Below are 21,391 nucleotides of genomic sequence, written 5' to 3' on the forward strand. Positions count from 1 at the left end.
ACTATACAAAAAACAAAAATATTATTAAAAATTGATTCTGGATAAATGAAGGGCTCCCCACTCCTCTACATCAAATCAATATCAATATTCGATTTTAATTCCTCTTTTTTAGAACTAAATGATTTTTCTGTAAATACAACATCGTCATATTAAAATAAGTTTTTGCCACAGAACCCTTTTCATGAATTAAACCTTTTGAGTCCATTTTTTCGTATGTTGCCAATGCGGCATCAATTTGCCCATGTTTAACGTAAAATTCAGCTAAATAATTATAACTAGATAAAACCTCAGGTTTTGCTTGAATCGCAGCTTGATAAAAATGTAAGGTGGCAGCAATATTTCCAGCACGATCATATAAAACAGCCAAGTTAATTGCAGCTTTATTATTTTTAGAATCATATAAATAAGCCTGTTTCCATAAACTATAATCATCCCGCCAAACTAAAATTTGTTTTTGAGTGAGCACAACTAAATTGTAAATAACAAAAATTGTACAGATTGAAATGATTAGTAAATAAGCCTGTTTTTTCTGGTTAAAATACTGAAATAAATATTTTGCGACGAAATAACCAATAATGAGATAAAAAGGCAACAATGGTAAATAAGCATAACGATCGGCGGCTGCTTGTCCTCCTACTTGCACAATCCCAATGACAGGTAGCAATGTACCGACATAAAATAGCCACCCAATCAGCCAAAAACACTGTTTTTGAAACCATAAATAGATACACAATAAAGTGATAGCAGTAACAGCCGCCACAGCTATAAAACTAAAATGTTCGGGTAAATTGTAATAGGGCGAAAGCTGTAATGGAATAAATAGTTTTGTAATATAATGTATCAAACCGTTAGCCGCATTTAATAAGCGTTCTGCAACACTCAGTTGCTCTAAACTTTGGATTGCACCACCTGCAAGCTGAATTCCCTCATTTCCAATTAATTGCTCTTGATTCCCTTGTTCTCCACCTATACGTTGAGCGAGTAAAGCAATCAATATCATGGATAGACTTAAAAATATAAATGCCAGTTTTTCAAGTAGTATTTCTTTATAGCTTGCGGCATAAAGTGTTATTTTTGTTAGCTGAGTTCGTTGTAATGGGAATATATCAATCAAAATCAAAATAGCAGGTATGGTGACAGCCATAGGCTTAGATAGTAGTGCGCAAATAAAACAAGCTAAAGCAATGAAATAATAAGAATAATTTTGCGTTCGAACATAATAAATATAGGCAATTAGAGTTGGAAAAGTAAAAAATAAAAATAGGACATCCTTACGTTCTGATGCCCATGCCACGGATTCAACATGCTGAGGATGAATAGCAAATAATAATGCAGAAAGTCCCGCAGCTAATAAATGGTATCGTTGTTTTGGCTGGAAAATATTAAATAATAACCAAGCTGTGACAAAGAACCAAATCACATTAGCATTGTGAAATAGTAAATTTGTAAAATGATAGCCCCATGCGTCTAATTCCCAAAAATAATAGTCAATTGCATAAGAAATGGATGTGAGAGGGTGATAATTGTGCATTTGAATATGGGTAAAAAACCATTGAATATTATCCCAATTTAATTGCTTAATATGCTCATTTAGGCTGATATAACCTTGGTCATCCCAAAGTGTGAATAAGCTATTATTGAGAGAATCATAGTAAGCAATATTGGTAATAATAATGAGAAACAGACTAATAAAGATTGCTTGTGTCCATGTCTTCATACAAATGCCTTGGAATTAATTGAATGGCCAGAAATTATTTTTTATTTTGGAATAGGGGATTTGAAATTGCACTCCCAAATAAACTTTAGAAGTGCATTTGATTGATTTTACAAACTTATTGTAATTCTAAATCCACATACTCAGGTTCAGTTTGGGCTTTTAAATAAGCAGTGACTTTTTTGATTTCATCATCTGTAATTTGACAGCCATGGACTCGCACAGGCATTCCCGTCCCAGCAGTCATGTACAGCATATCGCCTTGGCCTAATAAATTTTCAGCACCCATTTGACCTAATATTGTCCGAGATTCACTTTTATTGGTAACTTGGAATGCTAAACGGGTTGGGATATTGGCTTTAATTAATCCCGTAATCACACTGACAGTTGGCTCAGCAGTAGCTAAAACCACATGAATTCCTGCTGCTCGTGATTTTTGAGTTAATAAAGTGATTGATTCCTCCGCCGCTAGACCCACACTGGTTTTCATCAATTCACCAATTTCGGAAATAACCACTACAATATAAGGCAAGAAATTAGGCTCATTTTGGTCTAAATTTTCGATAAAAGGAATATCATCACCTTCAAGTAAGGCTTTGTTATAACTTTCAATATTGCGCACCCCACACTCACCCATAATACGGTAGCGATGCTCCATTTCTTGCACACACCATTTTAAAATATCAGGCACTTCGGCCATATCAGTCACTAACGGTGTTAATAAATGTGGCAATTCAGCATAACCTTGAAAATCTTGTTGCCGATTATCCACAACCACTAAACGTAATGATTCAGGTGAAGCCTTATACAATAAACTCATAAGCAAGGTATGCAAACCCATATTTTTCTCATCAGCTTGACTGCCAGAAACTAAAATATGTGGGATACGGGCTAAATCTAAGGTTACCGCTTCACCTGTAATATTTTTCCCCAAGACTAGGTTCAGAGTGGATGATCTGGTATAAGCTTGAGATTCTAATAGTTCACGTAAACCAATCGATTGGCGTTTAATATTCGCAATTTCAACCCCTAACGTCCCCGGCATGGTTTCAACAATCTGCACATGTGGACTTTCTAGCGCTTGAGCTAAAGCCATTGCCATCTCATCCAAGTGCATTTTATTAATTGGAGTCACGGTTTCAACTTCAAATCCCGTCAACACAGGACCTGGATGCACTTCTTTGATTTTAATTTCAACTTGAATATTAGCAAAACCCATTGTGAGCCAGTGATTTAAGTCCATCACACTATCTTGAACTTGCTCGGGCATAGGGTTTAAAAGTGGCAATGTTGGTAATTGAAATACTTTATCATCCAAAATGGGAATATCAACACTTGGTTCTGGCTCAATTTTATCTATAGGCTTTTTCGGTTCGATTTTTTCAGGCTGTTCGGTTTTTTCAACCTTAGGCATTTCTAATTGTTCAGGCTGTGCTACCGCTTCTATAGTGGAGGTCTTTTTAGATGGCTTAGGTTCATCAAATTCATCATCTTCATATTCCTCATAGTATTCATCATCATCAATATAATATTCTTCTTCATATTGTTGACGTTCTTCACTCCATTTTGCTCTTCTATCTTGCCATGCGTGCCATGCTGAGTTGCTGCCTTTCTTAGCCTGTGAATAAGCTGCTTTTGAGTATTCTTGGGTTTTTTCAGCACTGATTTTTGAAGCTTGCAATATCCAAGGCCAGAAGTTACGTGACATAAATTCTTTAATCACAGGTGTCCATTTCAAAGTATAAAAGCCTAATTTATCCATCAACTTTAACCAAGACAGCCCTGTTAATAAGGTGATTCCAGTCAGAAACAGACCCAATAACAATAATGTTGCCCCCAGTTGGTCGAATACATCTTGTAAATTTTTACCAACCAAGCTGCCTAAAATACCACCTGCATGGCTAGGCAATAACATGCCACCAGCAGAAAAATGTACGATTGCAAATCCACAGCCAGCACTAATTGTAAGCAGGAAGCCAATTCCCGGTACAACTAAATGACGCGGCTCAGCAAGAATGGCGTGATGCTTTCCTTGGTATACAATCCAACCCACATAACCCACCATGATGGGAAATAAATAAGCAAAATAACCAAATAGATAGTAGAAAATATCCGCGAACAATGCGCCTGCAATGCCACCTTTATTGTGTACTTCATCTATTTTACCATTGTAGAAAATTCCGGGGTCTCCAGAATAATAGGTAAATAATGACACCAGTAAATACAATGATACGAAACAAAAGAATATTAATAAAATCTCACGTAATCCATGACCAATTTTACGGTTATTATTGTTGCTAGAAAATCTTTGAGTACGGCGGGCTTGGCTCACACTTATCCCTCGTTAATGTAATGTACTTTCTTAAAGCCTATTTTACCGATTTCTGTTTGTAAACGCACGATATATCAACTTTAACCAAGATTGATGAATTAATAATATCGTACCAAGTAAAAATAGGCTCAGTAACAATATCGTTGTGACTAACTGATTAAATAGGTTTTGTAAATTTTCACTGACTAAATGACCTAGTATTCCACCTGAACCATAATTAAATAGCATATTATCTGGAGAAAAATATATAGCTAATGGCCCACAACCAGCACTTAACACGAGTAAAAAACCAATATTAAGCATAATAATCAGATGGGGTTTAGCAAAAATCACTTTGTATTCTTGTTGACGTATCAGCCAAGCAATATAGCCAACCATTATGGGAAATAAATAGGCACAATAACCAAATAAATAGTAAAACCCATCTGCAAACAGTGCACCAGCAACCCCACCTTTGTTATGCACTTAGTCTATTTGATGACCATTGTAAAAAAGTCCAGGGTCAGTAGATTGGTATGTGTATAACGAGGCTAACAAATAAAGCGAGATAAAGACAAAAAAATGAAAAATATGTCAGGCATTACTTGGCTAAACTGAGGTTTTTCACTATTAGATTGCGCTTGAGTTTGCATCATCATTTACTTCTCACTGATTTATTGTCTTAAAAGATTATTTCACCATGATGATAAACAGACACATGACTCCAAAAATTTAAAGCTTCTTACCTACTCGCATTATTTAATATCTAATAACCAACATGCTGCACTATCTGTTTGTTCTTTAGTTGTTAAAGGTGGTGCATGTCCGACTTTAACGCAATGGACAATAGTCAACTCTGAATGAATCTCTTTCATTTTATCTAAAGTATCTTGAGTTAAAATATCAGAGTCCAAACCGTGCAAAACCATGACAGGTGATTTAATCAATTTCCATATATCCCATAATTCAACATCTTGCCCTATACTTTCCTGAAAAACTTTAGATATTTTAGGATCATAGGCTAAATAATATTGCCCATTTTTTTCATAACTACCATGGGCAGCCAAATGTTTCCATTGTTCATCAGATAAATGTCCAAATGTTGCGTGAATATGACGCAAATATGTTTCTACAGCATCTAAATTTGCAAAAAACATCTGTTCTGTTTGTAAATAACCACCAATACGCTGTAAGGCTTGCTGAGAAATAACCGCACCAATATCATTTAATAATAAACGTTTTATCATTTGTGGCTGCTGTGCTGCAATCAACATTCCGATAATGCCACCCATTGACGTACCAACCCAGTCCACGTTTTTTAAACCAAGCTGATTGAGCAAACTTAACATATCAGTAATATAAGTGTTGTAATTATAATGTTCAGCTTGTTCAAGCCAATCACTGCGACCTCGGCCTACAATATCAGGACAGATAATGCGATAACGCTTGCTAAGCACTTGCGCCAAAAAATCAAAGTCACGGCCATTACGGGTTAAACCATGTACACAAACTAGGACATTTGGATTATCAGGATTTCCCCATTCAGTATAAGCAATACGATGCGTACCATGAGGATTAGCACAAATGATGCTGTGTTGTCTGATTTCCATCTTGTTTTATCCTTAGTGTTCAATGGAGTTCGGTGTAGAATGAAGAGTTTACCATCTCAAGGACTGTTAATCCTAAAAAATGGCTTAGTGAAATATTAATAAGATATATAGTTTGACATCTTTTTCATGGAATGTTAAGCAGGCTAAACGCATATATGAATCAGCTAAAACAGAATAAATCTCAACAGCATTTCCTACCGTGTTTAAATAATGTTAAAATAATTCGCGCAAGTTGCGAGGGTAGTCTGGGTAGGCTAGACGACATGACCGCGCGGTATCCTCATTAATCACTTCAAAATGAGTTTTCCCACCATTTCATGAACAGCATTATGATGTACAACACCTTATCTTTTAGCACATTTGCAAAAATCAGCTAATGGAATATAAGACAATGAAGATTAAACCTGCTCCAGCAACCTGTCATCTGTACGGAATATTATTGAGAGGATGTTTAGAATGATGGCACAGCGTAGCAAAATTGCAATCGTTGATGATGAACGCAGTATGCGTGTGCAACTAGAATCTCTGCTTGCCAGTGATGAGTATGAACTAGCGTTATTTGAAAGTGGAATGGCCTTGCTTGATAAGCTTTCAGAGCTAAATCCAGACTTAATTATTTTAGACTTGATGATGCCTGTCATTGATGGCTTTGAAGTTTGTCGCCAAGTCAAAGCGCAAGCTCAATTCCAACATATCCCTATTATTCTTGTCACAGTATTAGATGCAAGCAAAGCATTAGTTGAAGGCTTAGAAGCTGGGGCAGATGATTTTATTCAAAAACCTGTCAGCCGCTTAGAATTACGCGCTCGCGTTCGTTCTATGTTACGGATTAAAAAGCAATATGATGAATTAGAAGCCATGCTGAAAATGCGTGAAGAACTATCCAACATGGTCGTACATGATATGTCTAGCTCGATTGTATCAGTACAATTGAATGCGACCTTAATGCAAGAAAAACAATTGGATGAAGAGCAGAAACATCAGCTTGATATGATATTAATGGCGGCTGATCGCTTAGACGAATTTGTCAATGATATGTTGATGTTGGCTAAAATGGAGCAAAGTAAACTCCGTATTCACCAAACAATGACCCATATCCAGCAATTGATTTTAGATGCTGAAACCCATTTTAAAATTATTGCTCAGTCAAAAGGTATTGAACTTAAACTGATTTTACCTAAAATGCAGTTAAAAATGGAATTGGATGAAAATCTGTTCCGACGTGTTTTAGCCAATTTGTTATCAAATGCTTTGCAATATTCTCCAGAAGGCACAACGGTTACAGTTAAATTAGAAATTTTACCACCTGACCAAAAAGGCCATCATCTTAGATTGCAGGTGATTGATGAAGGGTCAGGGATTCCTGAGGCCTATCGGAAACGCATTTTTGAAAAATTTGAAGTGGTTGAACTGAAAAAGAAAGGTGTTGCGCAAATTGGCTTAGGACTCACTTTTTGTAAGCTCGTAGTAGATGCACACTGCGGTAAAATCTATGTTGCACCAAACCGTCCTAGTGGCTCAATGTTTATTGTTGAAATTTAATCATCTGACAGCTCATTTTTTTTTGCTGTAGTGATAAATGCAGCTTTTAGTATCAATGGTTTGGCATTGATGTGGTGTGTAGATAAAGCCAAATCAGCAGAATAATTCACTTTCCAAGGTTTGGCCTGATCTTGGATCGGTGTGAGTTCAATATGTTGTTGACGCATTCGTTGACTGTTTTCATGCCAAGTAGAAATTCTAAAATATTCAGAAGGGTATACGCGATAACCTACGGTAAAAACATCACTACCCACTTCCACTCCTATCGTTTGCTGAAATTGTCCATAATGGGTAAATGCCCCAAATTCTTTGCGCCTAGCCACAACTCTATTGGCAATAGCTGCATCAATACCATCCAAAGATTGTAAGACCAAGGCAGGCGCGGTATTGAGATTTAAAAAACCAGCGGTTACGGTTGTAGCAATTTGTCCCCATACGCCATTATTCCACAAGGGTTCTTGCTCTGCCCAACCTAATATTGTTCGACATTCCATAGGATTAAGTAATAGGCGGTTACTTGGAGGAGGTAAACCCGCTTGTTTATAGTGCATAGCTTCAGCCCCATTTAAGCGATGTGAATCATCAGAATCTACATAATCCTGCAATCTAGCAACTAAGGTTTCACGCAATTCAGTAGGCACACCTAAAACACCAAGTAGTTTCATAGCCTTACGTTTTGCAGTTTGACTCAAACCAATGGATAAGTGATGTAAACTAAATAATCCTGCTTTATCTTGAACTGAAAATCGAGCAGAACCAACACCTTGATAAACTGTATCATCTAGGGCTATTTCACCACCCACAGGCAGAGCTGCGGTAATATCAAAATCACCACTAAAATTGAGCTGAACTTTGGATAGCTTTAGGTTTAAGCCAGCCATTGTTAAACGGCGAGTAGAAAATAGATAGAGTAATTGAGCTTGAGTATTATATGCATCGACTTCGCCTTGTAAATCAGTTTGCAGGTCTTGGGCAAGGTCAACGGCACGCTGAGTCCATACTGCAAAAAAACTCGCAGCAATAGTTAATATCGCTAACATCCATAGTGTAGTCACCAAAATGAAGGCTTGTTGCTTAGGGTAAATCATAGCCATAGGCTGCCAAATCTAATTGAAATTGCTCTGCTAATAAAGCATTGCTGACTTTAAATCTATCACCTATTGTATTTTGCGTTTGTTGTTTTAAATGAGACTGATAGAAGTCTAAATAATGTTTTTGGTCAAGGAATTCTACTGTTTTAGATAATCGTGTTGTTAGCCACGCACAGCATGGAGTAATAGGATAGAGAGAATCATTACCATGCCATTTATTAATTTGTCGCTTCAATAATATGCCTAAATCAGACATTGAATTATTGACTTGTTGTTCGGTCGGGAACTGTTGATTTGAACTGACACCAATAAATTGTGAAAGCTCTTGAATAAATTGATTGGGATGTTTACAAAATTGTTCGTATAACATGACCTTAACTTTATTTTGCCCAAATTGCTGAACATAATAATTAGCTAGATGATGATAAGCAAAATTATCCAGTCGGAACAAAGGAATTCGGCCATCTACGGGTGGATTTAAATATTCCGATAAATTACAAATCCCTCCAACTCTAATATATTGTTTGTAATTAGATAATATTGCGTCAGCTTGACGACGAATAACAATAAGGATTTTTGCTTGAGGAAAGACAGCTTTTAAACGGTCAGCCATATCTTTATTATCAAAGCCACCTGCATGTGGATTACCTGATAAACGCTCTGCAGATAAGATGGGAATTTGTTGAACTTGTAAACTTTGCTGTATGAGAGACTGGAATAATTGCTGTACTGTCTGGGGATCAAACTCTAGGCTCGAGGATGACATGAAGTGTTGCCAAAGGCTATCGTGTCCCGCAATAAAAGCTAATTCTGGGTGATGTGGAAAATAGAATAATTGCAGCCAAGTCGTTGCTGTTTTATGGTAACCAATATGAATTAGCATATATTCATTTCCACAAAATAAAAACAGGGAGCCAAAGCTCCCTGTATAATCAAGTGTTACTCACTATAAGCAGATAGCTTAGTGATTACCACCTTCATGAATCAATTTAATTGATGTAACCGCACCAGTTGTTAAGTTAACTGTTTGGTAAACACCAGACATATTGTCAGGTGTAGCAACAATCGTGAACTTAGCAGAACCACGTTGCTTGCCATCAAAGCTTGCTAAGTCGCTACCTTTAACTTGTAAGATAGTGCCTGCTGCAACTGACCCTTCTGTTACGCTACCTGGAGTCACAGTAGTACCTTCATCACTTTGAACTTTAACTGTGAAGCTAGCATCAGTAGTACCAAAGTTAGAAAGAATAACACGACTGATAGAGCCGTCTGTAAGCGTAAAGAATGGAGTATCTAAAACAGTACCATTCCGCTCAATCTTACCTGCTTTTTGAGCTTCATAATTAGAGATTTCAACGCCTGATCCAGTTGTATCAACTGAGAAATCTAAATTATATTCAGCAGCATTATACTTTACTTCAGAGTTTTCATCCCGTTGGATACATAGATAGTAAGTTGGGCTACTGCTACTAGTTGACACTGGCATATCCATTACAGCTTTTTCAGCTGTTAAAGATGTTGTTGTAAATGCACCATTATCAAAATCATAACCATCAGAACAATTACCACTCGTCAAGAACAAACGACTAACATCATAAGCACCGTCAGAATCAGCTAATGAAGTAAGATCACCATTCACAGTAACAGTATTTGTATGGCCATCATCTCCATCTAATACATCACTAATCGCACTGGCTGAAGAGCCACTGGTTAAGTAAACATTAGAATCAACATCTAAAGATATAGATGCTAACTGGCCATAGGTATTACCCGTGGTGAATTGTAAGAAATTATTTTCAACATCAGCAGTTAAAGTTGTTTCTGTTGTTGAGAACGTAAATACGGGTTTAAATTCAATATATTCAGCAGTTTCACTGTATAAAGAAGAACCTGAACCTTTAGTTGAGTCTAACGCTGTTCTGTAAACGCTATAAGTAACATTTACATCACTAGCAGCTCCGTCAACATTAATGCCTGATGCTGATGAATTAAATTGTAATTGTACATCTGAACTAGAATCAAGTACTGAGTCATCATTATTTTTAACAGAGAAAATAACAAATGATTCACCACTACCACCACCTGACAATGTCACATCAATATCAGCATTTGAGGCTGAAATAACATTAGCAATGAGTGTAAGTTCAGCAGTGCCTTCAAATGTGGCACCTGCATCTAAGTCAAAACGTACAAATTTTTCATCACCACTTGAATCAATGTCTTTACCTAAGTCAGCTTTAATAGCATAGATAGTACCTGAATCTGAAGCTTCTTCTAAAGTAACTTCACTATCACTCAACTGACTAATAACCGATATTGGGCTAGGACTATCGCTGGTTAAATCGACTGTAGCATAAGCAGCACTAGGAATTCCCAAAACACCTGCAATTGCACTTGCAAGTACAATATTACGACGCACCATAAGCCTGACTCCTCTTCTGGAAACTTTTATAAACTTTAAAAATGCGTAAAATAGATACACAACCCTTGTCGTAAATATACCCCTTTTTTAGGGTTCAACGCAAGTTATTTTTAACTCAGCTATTTATACACACACACTTAAGATTAGACTAACAAATCAAATTCTTTTATATAGCTGATAAAACTATAGGTGGTATTAATCCACAGACAAGTGGAGAAAACTAAACCTCACCTCAATACTTCTAGTATAAAAAAGTATTTTTTCTTATCAACGCTCACAAAAAAAGGCATAGATAAATTTCTACACCTTTTTTCACAAAGATTATCACAAACTCTATAGATTTAAGCTCTTAAAAAAGCCAATTAATCTTGTTTGCTAGGATCACCGCCACCTGGACGCTGCATAATAATTGATTGAATTTCACCAGTATCAGAACTAATTGTTTGATACACACCTTGGATGTCTGAGTTTGCACCAACAAAAGTAAATAAGGCTGCACCACGTTGTTTTGTTGAGAAGCTCTCAACTAAATAAGGGCGACCCTTACCAGAATCAGCGGCATCAATATGTAAATTGGTACCCGCTTTAACTGTTCCAGATGCTCCAGCAGCAGTACTTGCGCTATTACCATCATCAGTAATAATTGAGGCTGAGTAGTCAATATCTTGAGCGCCGTTGTTATTTAGAATAACACGACTAATATAACCATCAGAAATAGTAACATAAGGTGTAATTAACTGAGTACCATTACGGTCAATTGAGCCTGCTTCAGATAGAGTGGTCTCACCAGTAATATCATAAGCCATACCATCAGAGTCAGTATTATCCACTCCATCGGCATTCAATACTAAATTATATGTACCTTCAACAATAGCTGAGCCATTTGCTGTTACACACACATAATATTCAGTAGAATCGCTACCTATCGAACTATTAAAGCCTTCAAATGTTGCTTTATCTGCTGCAACGCTATCTGCCGTTGTATCACTTGAAGCACAACCTGAATCACTTGAAAGGAATACACGAGACTTAGCATTAGTATAATCACCGCCTCCTGGAGTATCCTCAGTCATAGTGAAATCACCAACTACATCTAGCGTTGTATCACTAGAGAATATTGCACCAATAGACGCAGTTGTTGCAGTGTTGCTGCCTTCAAAAATATAGGTTTCATCATCACCAGTAGTTTCAATAAACTTGAATTTTGCAAGTGCTTCCGTTGATTGGTCATCTGTAAATTTCAAAAAGCTACTTTCAACATCAGCAGTTGCTTCTAGTGAAGAACTAGAAGAAAACTCAAAAGAAGTATCGAATTGAACAACAGATGCTTTGTCACTATATAATGCAGACGTAGAACTTAAATCTTCATTGGTACTGATAGAATAGGTTAATTCAATTGCACCTGATTTTGCTGTTGCAGAAAAAGCTGAAACCTCACCAAAACTAAATTCAATCACATCATCAGGAGATGTTTCTGTGTCGATATTTGGTATTTTGTAAATAGCGTAAGTTTCACCTATACCGCCATCTAGCTTGCTTGCTGCACTGCTAGAAACATCTAAAGAACCAATAACACTAGATAACACAGGAGCTGAAGCAAACGTTACTTTACCAGAACTTCCACCCATTGTTAAATCTAAACGAATATAAATATCTTCACCATTATTAAAGCCCCAGCCTAATTTGCCTTTAAGAGCTTCTAAAGCTGTACCACCAGCAGGGATAGTTGCCGAAGTAGAATCATCTGCTTTAACTTCTTCTGCAAACTTTACTGGATCACTAGCATCATTTGAACTAACATCTACCAAATAAAAGGCGGCAGACGCACCAAAAGATGTCACACCTAAAACACTACCGATAGCGGCAGCTACCAAATTCTTACGAAAAGCCATAACCAGCACTCCTTAAAATTTTGTGTTGATAAGCCTACGTAACTAAAGCCTAATACGCCCTTAGCCACAAAACCATAATAGTGTAAACTATAACAGTTTACCGAATAAGTGCAAGTGTTTTTTAAAGTGAGTGGTACTAGCTTGTTATTAATACACTTTAAAAAATACACTTTTGCCTCAACTTAGCATCTAGCATAACAAACTTCACCTTTTATGTCGCATTAGACAAAATATAAAAGGTGCTTTTCGACTGACTAGTGGTCAATTTGATCGCATTAAATTTCGGACTCAGGTGGGGTTTGTTGTTTGCTTTTTTTAGCCACTCTGAGTTGAGCTGTTTTAGCTTCTTTGGGATCGACTTTATCCTTTAATACAGGTAATGAAGCACGCTGTTGTTGACGTTTTGCTTTCTGCATTGCTTTTTTAGCTGCCAAGCGTTTTGCTTCTAATACTTCCTTTCTATTTTTTGGCTTAGGCGGTTTAGCTGGTTTTGGTTCTTCTTCGGGTTCTTCCTCCAGAATTTGCCCTTTTGCTTGTAACAAATTAACTGCTTCTATTGGAGCACCTTTTAATTTAAAGTGTCCTGTTTTTTCTTTCTGAATATAGTGCAAACACGCTCGCAACATTGGTTGCTCTAAACGAATTAATTCTGAAATGTAACTGCCTTCATCAACCCGCAAATTTTCACCAAACAAAGCCACATGAATGCGATTGACCGCATGAATATCAGAAATTTTCTCATCAAAATAACGCAGTACCCGACCTGACAAATATTTTTCACCTGCATTGGATAGTACTTCGAGCGCATTACCTTGGTTTGCACGACTATTTGATAATAAACCTCGGCTGACACGCTGGAAAAATTCCAAATTTTGTTCTGAAGCATAAGTGATTACGGTAAGTACATTTAACAAATAATTCTCTGCAATTTCTTGCAGAATCTTGCAAATCAAATCATAAGTCTTGGTTTTCCAATTAATCATCAAATGTAATTTAAGCAATCCATTTACACGGACAAATTTCTTCAGCGAGTCATCAGCCATATCTCTTAATTTTTTCTGTTGCCCATCTGTCAATTTATTATAAACAAGGGATAAACATTCAAAACGCTCCTGAACACTTGCTCCTTGTGAATAAATGTGTACAATGAGCGCATTTTTACAATCAAGTAAATTTAAACGCAATAATTCTTTGCTTTCACTAACAATTGTCCTATCTTTGACACCGAGCAAATGAATAATTGGTGACCAATCATCTAAAGGTTGACATTCCTTCAGCGCACGCAATGCAGTAATTTTCATTTCTTTAGATGCCGAAGATAATGCCTTAATTAACATATCTTTATGGCTTTCTAAATTACCTTCTAACATTCTAATATAAGCAGTAAAGGCTGCAGCACTAATTTCAGCGTTTTCATGCTCGACAAATGGCAATACCATATTGCCATAAACAGATTTTTTAAGTTCACCCACCGCATATAAATACAACGGAAAATCAGCTTGCTCCTCTGCTGTAACAGGTTTATTTATTCGAGCTAAAATTTTGCGTTCAATGTCCTGTTTACGAGGGTACATTGGATGCTTGTATAAACATAAACAGGCTTCAACAAAAATAGCAGGATTCTTATTTGATAATAACTTCTCAATATGGGCGTTTAAATTGACATTTTTAAATAATGATAAATTTTTGAGAATCTGAGGAATAATCGTATCGTCTTTCTCAGTTTTCAGCGCCTCAATTAAATAGGTAATATTAGTATTGGATTGCGGCAAGGCTGCCAAAGTATTGATACAATGCTTCTTAATTTCATTGTTGGAGGTTTTTAGCAATAAGTTACCAACTTGAGTCGCAAAATAACCCAACCGTAATACTCGTATCATTTCTAATGCAGCAATCACATGATAATGATCAGCACTGGATAGTTTTTCCTCAATCACTTGACGTAAATTATTACTTTTAGAACTGGCTTTAATTTCGCCACTGCGTCCATCAAATAATTCACGGTTAAGTAAGCCAAAAACACCTTGGTTGTAAGCCGCCCATTGTGGCAATGAAATAAACATGCCTAAGATAGAAACAGCTATTGCAATGATAGGTAGAATGTAAGTAACAGGGTATTCAGCCGCTAAATGTGAAGCTAATACAGCACTATCTTCAATACCTCCAATACCTGTGCCGCTAGCCAATACTAGTGTTGTTGTACCTGCAATCACGGTAGATACAGGGAACACAATCCCATTTAAAAAGGCTTTATTTGTTCCCCATTGGTTCGGAGGAATTGCATTGAATAACATATTATGAGCTGGGGCTCTGAGTGCGATTCGCATTTCTTGGTTAATAAACTGAGCAAAAATAGCCAAACCTAACATCATCGCAGCAGCAGGGTATTCAACGGGTAATGCAGTGGGCGAATTATAAAATTGGGTAAAATACAGGGTTAAACCTAATCCAGCTAATCCAGCTAGTACTGGATACAACATATTACTTGCACCAACACCGAGCGAAACAATCAAACGAGAAGTAATAAATAATTGGACAAACAGTAACATCAAATTAGCAAAAATTTCATAAGTCGCGAAAAAAGCAGCTCGTTCATTTTCAGATGGATATATTTTTGGATAAATAATAACTTGATATTGATATTCGAGTAGCTTATTTCCTATCACAAAACACATCAAGCCTAATGACATAAAAATCATCAGCTTAGACCCTGCCACATATTTAAATGCACCAACTAATTCTCGAAATGGATTTTTAGTCGAGCGATTATCAATACTGGCTCGTACAGGGGTTAAACGCGATCTAACTAAATATAACATGCCAAAGGAAACAAGGCTGGAAAGTCCTAATACAAATACAAGGCGTTGTGGTTGGAATTGGAAAAAATTAAGTAGCAACATAAACATGATACCACCTAATGCACCACCAATTGGCATACCCGCACTGATGACAGGCATCACGCGTTTGACTTGTACCGCAGTAAAATAGGATGCAATCACGCTGCTGACATGAATATTAATCAGAATATAGAAGAAATAGAAGCCAACAAAAAAGAAACCATAAACCCATTCTAGGCTAATGATATAGCCACCAATATTCATCCCTAAGCTAAATTGCTCATGCAGGAAAAATAGACCTTGGATGATGACTGAGAAGAGTGTATTTGTGAGAAAAAAAAACCCTAGAATGGCAAGGCCTGTGACCTTTTTGGTGTAATGCGCATAGGCCAATGACCCTACCATGACAGATAAATCTACCACAATAAAAGCAATGGGTAATTTATCACCACCTAAATGGCTAACCAGTAAGGTTGTACCAATAGTACGCGAAAAGCTTGCCCCGATTGAGTACACCAGCATGATAAAAAAAAAGTAGATTACCCCGTCCCACTCGTTGGGTTTGACGGGAAACAGCGTGCTGAAGAAACGGGCTAAACGCATTAACATTGCTAATTCTTTTTATCCAACACCATACCACGCATACGACTAATTAAGACTTTAATAAAGCCAAACGCAATAGCTGGGTATTCATGAGCGAGTTGTTCCATATCATTACGTTCTATGACTAAAAACGTACAAGGGCCAATACAGCGAGCCGTCGCAGTCCGCGTCTCAGCATCGAATAACGCCAGCTCTCCTAAAAAATTGTTTTCTTTCAGAGTAACGATAGCCGTCTCGACTCCGCCCTGATTTTTTAGAATCTGTACGTTTCCTGATACCACAATAAATAATTTGTCACCAACGTCACCCTCATAAAACAAGGTGTGACCATCCTCATAAGCCTCTTCCGAAGCAATTGTGGATATCATGTGGATATCCTCAGTTTTTAGCGCGGAAAATAAAGGTACTTTATTGAGGACAATGATTTTCTCTAACGGAATCATTACCGAAACATTTCATCAGTTAAGCGTTTTATTCTAACAAAGTCTTATTTATACGTTTTTCTTGACAGGCTTACTATGTATGAGTCACAGCTTTATATGTTCTCTTACATTACTTCAGCGCCAAGCTTGCCTTAATATCTAGGCAAAAATTACATATCTTAAGACCGCGAGTATATCGTATTTCAATTTTACTTAAACTATTCAACCTGCCCAGATAAAACCCTTAGGTTTCTACCAGCCACAGCAATTGTAGCAAAATTATTAACATGAATTTCATTTTTAAGAAATAACACTCAATATTTTTTATAACAAGCTGTAATCAAAGTGTTTTTATTTTTTAACTGTTGACTCTAATACTGTTCTAAGGGAAAACCATCCATCTAAGCAAGCTTGTAGTTCTGCAATTCCAGTACGCTTCAAAGCTGAAAATAACTGAATACTAATATTATCCAAGTTTTTTAATTTGCTTTTAACTTGCTGCAAACTGTTCTTTGCCTTGTTTATACCCAATTTATCGGACTTGGTAAGTAAAATATGAACTGGCAAACCTACATGCTGAGACCATTCCAACATCTGCACATCAAATTCAGTCATAGGATGCCGAATATCCATCAATAAAACCAGCCCTTTTAAACATTGCCGTTCATTCAAATAACGTTCTAATACTTTCTGCCAATGTAGTTTTACAGCAATCGGAACTTTAGCAAAGCCATATCCAGGTAAATCAACTAAACGGCGTTCAGCATCCAGTTCAAATAAATTAATCAGCTGAGTCCGTCCTGGAGTTTTGCTGGTACGAGCTAGGCCTCTTTGATTAGTTAATACATTAATTGCACTAGATTTTCCCGAATTCGAACGACCTGCAAAGGCAACTTCAGAACCCTGATCCTCGGGTAATTGTTTAATACGGTTTGCACTGGTTAAAAACTGTGCGTGTTGATACAAAGACATCTTTGGTTATACCTATTCTTACTAAACTTTAAAAAATTAGTTTTGTTCTCTCATACCATGACTCCACCAAATACGACAAGCCCCTTCATCTGAGACCATACAAGGGCCAATGGGGTTACGTGGTGTACATGCAGTATCATAAAGCCGACATTGATTTGGATAAATTTTGCCCAAAACCACCTTTGCACAGTCACAACCCATAGGCATTTCACCTGTATGTCGTCGTGCTTGCTGATGATAATCTGGATAATGATGTTTTGCATCAATGTTTTTCTGATTCAGTTCAAATCCAGAATGAGCAATTTCACCAATGCCACGCCAATTTGCTGCTGTGATGTGCATGGTTTGAGTTAAATGTTGTTGTGCTGTCGGATTGCCTTGAGCGGTCACGACTTGAGGATAGCAATTGTCTAAAAAGGGTTTTTGTTCTAAATATTGGCGTAAAACTGAGTAAGTTGCTGCTAGTAAACTTTCAGCTTCAAAACCTGCAACAGCCGTTGGTAAATGATATTGATCTACACAAAATTGCCATTCATCCGCCCCCATTACTGTGGCAACATGTCCTGGTGCAATCAACGCATCAAAATTAGCTTCACCCGTAGAAAGTAACAATTCTACAGCAGGATAAGTCAAACGTCCCGAAAGTAAAATCAATACATTATCAGGAATGCCTTGAGCTAATAACGCAGCAACAGGCGCAGTCGTGGTTTCAAAACCTGTAACAAAAAACACAATAGTCTCATCAGGATGTTGCCAAGCTAACTGTAAAATATCGAGAGGAGATGCAATCGGTTGAATATTTGCGCCTGCGGCTTTGGCTTGTTCTAGTGAGCGAACTTGCTTCTTTGGTACATTGACAGGCACACGCAACATATCACCAAAGGCCGCTAAAATGATTTTTTCATTCAAAGCCAACTGGATCGCTGTATAAATATCTTCTTCAGGACAAATACAAACAGGACAACCAGGGCCTGGAATCAACTCAATATTTTTTGGCAATGTAGTGCGCAAACCTGCCATCGTGATTGCACGCTCATGACCACCACACACATTCATAACTTTGACTTTAGATGTAAGTGGTAATGCGTGAATTTGTTGTAACCACTGTTTTGCAGTTAACGACATGCTGATTCTCAAGACAGTTTCAGTATGCTGCTAATCGTAACAGAAAATAAACAATTTGTCTGAATCTAGTCAAAATATTAATAATAACAGTCACTTTAAAGCTCGTATATTATATCTGCAATGGGGAATACAAAGTATGAGCAAAATCAAAAAAACAGGGGGAAATGATTTGAAGATAAAACAACAGTTATGAATAACAGCTTAGAAGAGAATAGCAAGAGCCTGCTTTAGATACAGACTCTTAATAAAAGTTGTTAAATTATGGGGTTGTTGTTGCTGGTGCAACTGCCAAAATCGGTTTACGTGTTTGTAGACGATTAACATGAGATACTGCAAATAAAGCTAATAACGTGATACTAAATAAACCTAACAAGCCAAAAATCCACGCAAGTGAGTGAGCTGGATGAGCAGAAAATGTCGCTGATTGGTAGAAAATAACCGCTGACATATAACCCACTCCCGTCGTCCAAGCTGCAACAAACATTGCCCAACGAGCACCCGCTTCACGATAAATGGCCGCCGTTGCCGCAGTACATGGAAAGTACATCAAAATAAATAATAAGTAGGCAAAAGCGGCAGCTGTGCCACCAAACCGTGAAACCATTGCACCGAATGTGCCTGTACTGATTTCTTGTTCTTCAGCCACAGCACCCTTATCTGTGACATCACCAATGCTCATACCCAAAGGATCAGTAATTGTGTCCGTTAAATCGCTAATGTTGGCTGGAATGGTTGCAAATGCTTCAGAAAGCCCTGCCATCATATTAAATTCACCCTCATCTTCACCCGCTTCATCTGCTGCTAATTGAGAATACACCGCATCTAAAGTGCCCACTACGACTTCTTTAGCCAATATACCAGTGAAAATACCTACTGTTGCAGGCCAATTGTCTTCAGTAATCCCCATAGGTTCAAATGCAGGGGTTAAAGTACGACCAATTTCACTTAAAACCGATTTATCTGTATTGTCATTACCAAATGTACCATCAGTTCCCCACGAATTTAAAAAGCTAATCACCACAACCATAGGCACAATAATCTTGCCTGCACGCACGATAAAACCTTTTAATCTATCCCAAGTTCTGAGCAAAATACCTTTTACTGTAGGAATATGGTATGGCGGCAATTCCATTACAAAATGGCTGGCTTCACCTTTAAATAAGGTATTCTTCATAATGAGGCCAGTAATTACTGCGACTAAAATACCTGTTAAATACAAGCCAAATACAATATTTTGTCCACTAGTTGGAAAGAAAGCCGCTGCAAATAAAGCATAAACAGGTAAGCGTGCGCCACAAGACATAAATGGATTCATTAACATGGTCAAACGACGATCACGTTCATTTTCTAAAGTACGGGTTGCCATAATCGCAGGGACGTTACACCCAAAGCCCACAATCATCGGTACAAAAGCTTTACCGGGCAGACCAATGTAGCGCATAAATCTATCCATGACGAAAGCAGCGCGTGCCATGTAGCCTGAATCTTCTAATAATGATAAAAATAAGAATAAGAAACCAATCACAGGAATAAATGTGGCAACCGTTTGAATACCACCACCAACACCATTGGCAACTAACGTTGTTAACCACGTCGGCATACTCAAACCACCCATGACATGAGCAACCCCATCAACTAATAGCGTACCCGTGAAAATATCAAAGAAGTCGATAAATGCACCGCCTAAATTAATCGTAAACATGAACATCAAGTACATGATTGCGAGAAATATAGGGATACCTAACGTACGGTTCAATACCACATTATCAATACGGTCTGAAATAGTATAGCTCACTTTGTTATCAGGACGTTTAAGTGCACTATTCACGACTTTTCCGATAAAACCATAACGGCCATCAGCAATTAGAATATCAATGTCTTCTTTTAAATTTTCTTCAATTTGGGTGCGTAATTGTTCCGCCTGCTGTTGTACTTCTTCCGTTAATTCTATGTGAACTAATTCACTTTCTTCTAGCAGCTTTAAACTAAACCAACGAATATGATCTTGTTGAGTTGGAGAAAGGCTAGTTTTTAAGCTAGGGGCAACAGCATTAATAGCCTGTTCAATCTGAGGTGAATACTGGGCTTTTGATTCAGGTGGTTTCGATTGTGCTGCCGCTTGATTTATTGCATGTTTTAATTCCTTAACACCTTTGCCCTTAGCTGCAGTTAAAGGTAAAACAGGTACTCCTAAATTTTTACTCAACGCATCAGTATCAATCTGAATATTTTGCTGTTCTGCAATATCCATCATGTTAACTGCTATCAACATCGGGACATTCATTTCTAACAATTGTGTGGTCAAATATAAATTACGTTCTAAGTTTGCCGCATCAATAATATTTACAATTAAGTCAGCTTCGCCAGACAAAATGTATTGCTGAGCAACTTCCTCATCCATTGAGGTATGGCCTATTGCCACATCCAAAGAATAAGTACCAGGAAGATCAACAACTTCAACATCATTGTCTTCAAATTGATAGAAACCTGTTTTACGTTCAACGGTAACACCTGACCAGTTACCAACGCGTTGTTTTGAACCTGTTAGTTCATTAAATAATGTGGTTTTACCGCAGTTTGGATTACCAACAACCCCAATTACAAAATCACTCATGACTCAATTTTCTCCACTAATAAGGCATTGGCTTCAGCTTGGCGTAAACTGAGTGCAAAACCACGGACTTTAATCTCGACGGGATCACCCATTGGTGCATAACGCGTCACACTAAATGTTGTTCCTGGAGTTAAGCCCATCGCAAGCAATTTTTGTCTGTAAGGTTTTTCCCCACGACGGATACCCGTGACTTTACCATTATCACCAAGCTGCATATCACCTAAACAAGTTTCCAT

The 21,391-nt window shown here is 37.4% G+C and carries 15 protein-coding genes; 1 reads left to right on the top strand and 14 read right to left on the bottom strand.

Going from position 1 to position 21,391, the window contains the following annotated elements:
• Window positions 1-94 precede the first annotated feature (94 nt).
• The 4 genes from ABXH34_RS04125 to ABXH34_RS04140 all read right to left on the bottom strand — a co-directional run bounded on the left by ABXH34_RS04125 (window position 95) and on the right by ABXH34_RS04140 (window position 5,635).
• Entirely contained in the window at window positions 95-1,717 is a 1,623-nt protein-coding gene (locus ABXH34_RS04125; protein WP_353570598.1) for a tetratricopeptide repeat protein, read from the bottom strand.
• A 115-nt stretch (window positions 1,718-1,832) separates the two neighbouring features.
• Complete coding sequence (locus tag ABXH34_RS04130) at window positions 1,833-4,046, bottom strand: DNA translocase FtsK (RefSeq protein WP_353570599.1); 2,214 nt, start codon at window positions 4,044-4,046, stop codon at window positions 1,833-1,835.
• Window positions 4,047-4,088: 42 nt separating this feature from the next.
• Window positions 4,089-4,511 (bottom strand): DNA translocase FtsK 4TM domain-containing protein, encoded by a 423-nt coding sequence (locus tag ABXH34_RS04135; RefSeq protein ID WP_353570600.1) that lies wholly within the window; start codon window positions 4,509-4,511, stop codon window positions 4,089-4,091.
• 269 nt (window positions 4,512-4,780) lie between these two features.
• A complete protein-coding gene (locus ABXH34_RS04140; RefSeq protein ID WP_353570601.1) occupies window positions 4,781-5,635 on the bottom strand; it encodes an alpha/beta fold hydrolase in 855 nt (284 codons plus the stop codon).
• Between the two features lie 456 nt (window positions 5,636-6,091).
• Here ABXH34_RS04140 and ABXH34_RS04145 point away from each other — a divergent pair, with 456 nt between their 5' ends.
• Window positions 6,092-7,177: a hybrid sensor histidine kinase/response regulator gene (locus tag ABXH34_RS04145; RefSeq protein ID WP_353570602.1), complete on the top strand. Its 1,086-nt coding sequence runs from the start codon at window positions 6,092-6,094 to the stop codon at window positions 7,175-7,177.
• Here ABXH34_RS04145 and ABXH34_RS04150 read toward each other — a convergent pair.
• The 10 genes from ABXH34_RS04150 to ABXH34_RS04195 form a co-directional block, all read right to left on the bottom strand.
• Window positions 7,174-8,271, bottom strand: coding sequence for a type II secretion system minor pseudopilin (locus ABXH34_RS04150; RefSeq protein WP_353570603.1), 1,098 nt, complete (start codon window positions 8,269-8,271; stop codon window positions 7,174-7,176). The two genes, ABXH34_RS04145 and ABXH34_RS04150, sit on opposite strands and share 4 nt — an antisense overlap.
• Complete coding sequence (locus ABXH34_RS04155; RefSeq protein ID WP_353570604.1) at window positions 8,252-9,151, bottom strand: sulfotransferase; 900 nt, start codon at window positions 9,149-9,151, stop codon at window positions 8,252-8,254. Before ABXH34_RS04155 ends, ABXH34_RS04150 begins: the two co-directional genes overlap by 20 nt.
• Window positions 9,152-9,229: 78 nt before the next feature.
• Window positions 9,230-10,690 carry a Slr4 family S-layer protein gene (locus ABXH34_RS04160; protein ID WP_353570605.1) on the bottom strand — a complete coding sequence of 487 codons (1,461 nt, stop codon included), beginning with the start codon at window positions 10,688-10,690 and terminating at the stop codon, window positions 9,230-9,232.
• A gap of 362 nt (window positions 10,691-11,052) precedes the next feature.
• Window positions 11,053-12,582: a Slr4 family S-layer protein gene (locus ABXH34_RS04165; RefSeq protein ID WP_353570606.1), complete on the bottom strand. Its 1,530-nt coding sequence runs from the start codon at window positions 12,580-12,582 to the stop codon at window positions 11,053-11,055.
• A 275-nt stretch (window positions 12,583-12,857) separates the two neighbouring features.
• Window positions 12,858-16,028, bottom strand: a complete 3,171-nt coding sequence (locus ABXH34_RS04170; protein WP_353570607.1) for a hypothetical protein — start codon at window positions 16,026-16,028, stop codon at window positions 12,858-12,860.
• 2 nt (window positions 16,029-16,030) lie between these two features.
• Window positions 16,031-16,390 (bottom strand): cyclic nucleotide-binding domain-containing protein, encoded by a 360-nt coding sequence (locus ABXH34_RS04175; protein WP_353570608.1) that lies wholly within the window; start codon window positions 16,388-16,390, stop codon window positions 16,031-16,033.
• Window positions 16,391-16,795: 405 nt separating this feature from the next.
• On the bottom strand, window positions 16,796-17,416 hold the full coding sequence (yihA, locus tag ABXH34_RS04180; RefSeq protein ID WP_353570609.1) for a ribosome biogenesis GTP-binding protein YihA/YsxC: 621 nt from the start codon (window positions 17,414-17,416) through the stop codon (window positions 16,796-16,798).
• A 36-nt stretch (window positions 17,417-17,452) separates the two neighbouring features.
• Window positions 17,453-18,541, bottom strand: coding sequence for a hydrogenase formation protein HypD (hypD, locus tag ABXH34_RS04185; protein ID WP_353570610.1), 1,089 nt, complete (start codon window positions 18,539-18,541; stop codon window positions 17,453-17,455).
• A gap of 259 nt (window positions 18,542-18,800) precedes the next feature.
• Window positions 18,801-21,155: a Fe(2+) transporter permease subunit FeoB gene (gene feoB / locus ABXH34_RS04190; RefSeq protein ID WP_353570611.1), complete on the bottom strand. Its 2,355-nt coding sequence runs from the start codon at window positions 21,153-21,155 to the stop codon at window positions 18,801-18,803.
• Complete coding sequence (locus ABXH34_RS04195; protein ID WP_353570612.1) at window positions 21,152-21,391, bottom strand: FeoA family protein; 240 nt, start codon at window positions 21,389-21,391, stop codon at window positions 21,152-21,154. Before ABXH34_RS04195 ends, feoB begins: the two co-directional genes overlap by 4 nt.

It is taken from the genome of Candidatus Albibeggiatoa sp. nov. BB20 (genome assembly GCA_016744725.1).
Taxonomy (GTDB): domain Bacteria; phylum Pseudomonadota; class Gammaproteobacteria; order Beggiatoales; family Beggiatoaceae; genus Albibeggiatoa.

Excerpts from the sequence above, each read along its gene's own strand:
- ABXH34_RS04125 (WP_353570598.1), bottom strand. The coding sequence starts at position 1,717 with ATGAAGACATGGACACAAGCAATCTTTATTAGTCTGTTTCTCATTATT.
- ABXH34_RS04140 (WP_353570601.1), bottom strand. The coding sequence starts at position 5,635 with ATGGAAATCAGACAACACAGCATCATTTGTGCTAATCCTCATGGTACG.
- ABXH34_RS04145 (WP_353570602.1), top strand. The coding sequence starts at position 6,092 with ATGATGGCACAGCGTAGCAAAATTGCAATCGTTGATGATGAACGCAGT.
- ABXH34_RS04150 (WP_353570603.1), bottom strand. The coding sequence starts at position 8,271 with ATGGCTATGATTTACCCTAAGCAACAAGCCTTCATTTTGGTGACTACA.
- ABXH34_RS04155 (WP_353570604.1), bottom strand. The coding sequence starts at position 9,151 with ATGCTAATTCATATTGGTTACCATAAAACAGCAACGACTTGGCTGCAA.
- ABXH34_RS04160 (WP_353570605.1), bottom strand. The coding sequence starts at position 10,690 with ATGGTGCGTCGTAATATTGTACTTGCAAGTGCAATTGCAGGTGTTTTG.
- ABXH34_RS04165 (WP_353570606.1), bottom strand. The coding sequence starts at position 12,582 with ATGGCTTTTCGTAAGAATTTGGTAGCTGCCGCTATCGGTAGTGTTTTA.
- ABXH34_RS04170 (WP_353570607.1), bottom strand. The coding sequence starts at position 16,028 with ATGTTAATGCGTTTAGCCCGTTTCTTCAGCACGCTGTTTCCCGTCAAA.
- ABXH34_RS04175 (WP_353570608.1), bottom strand. The coding sequence starts at position 16,390 with ATGATATCCACAATTGCTTCGGAAGAGGCTTATGAGGATGGTCACACC.
- yihA (WP_353570609.1), bottom strand. The coding sequence starts at position 17,416 with ATGTCTTTGTATCAACACGCACAGTTTTTAACCAGTGCAAACCGTATT.
- hypD (WP_353570610.1), bottom strand. The coding sequence starts at position 18,541 with ATGTCGTTAACTGCAAAACAGTGGTTACAACAAATTCACGCATTACCA.
- feoB (WP_353570611.1), bottom strand. The coding sequence starts at position 21,155 with ATGAGTGATTTTGTAATTGGGGTTGTTGGTAATCCAAACTGCGGTAAA.
- ABXH34_RS04195 (WP_353570612.1), bottom strand. The coding sequence starts at position 21,391 with ATGGAAACTTGTTTAGGTGATATGCAGCTTGGTGATAATGGTAAAGTC.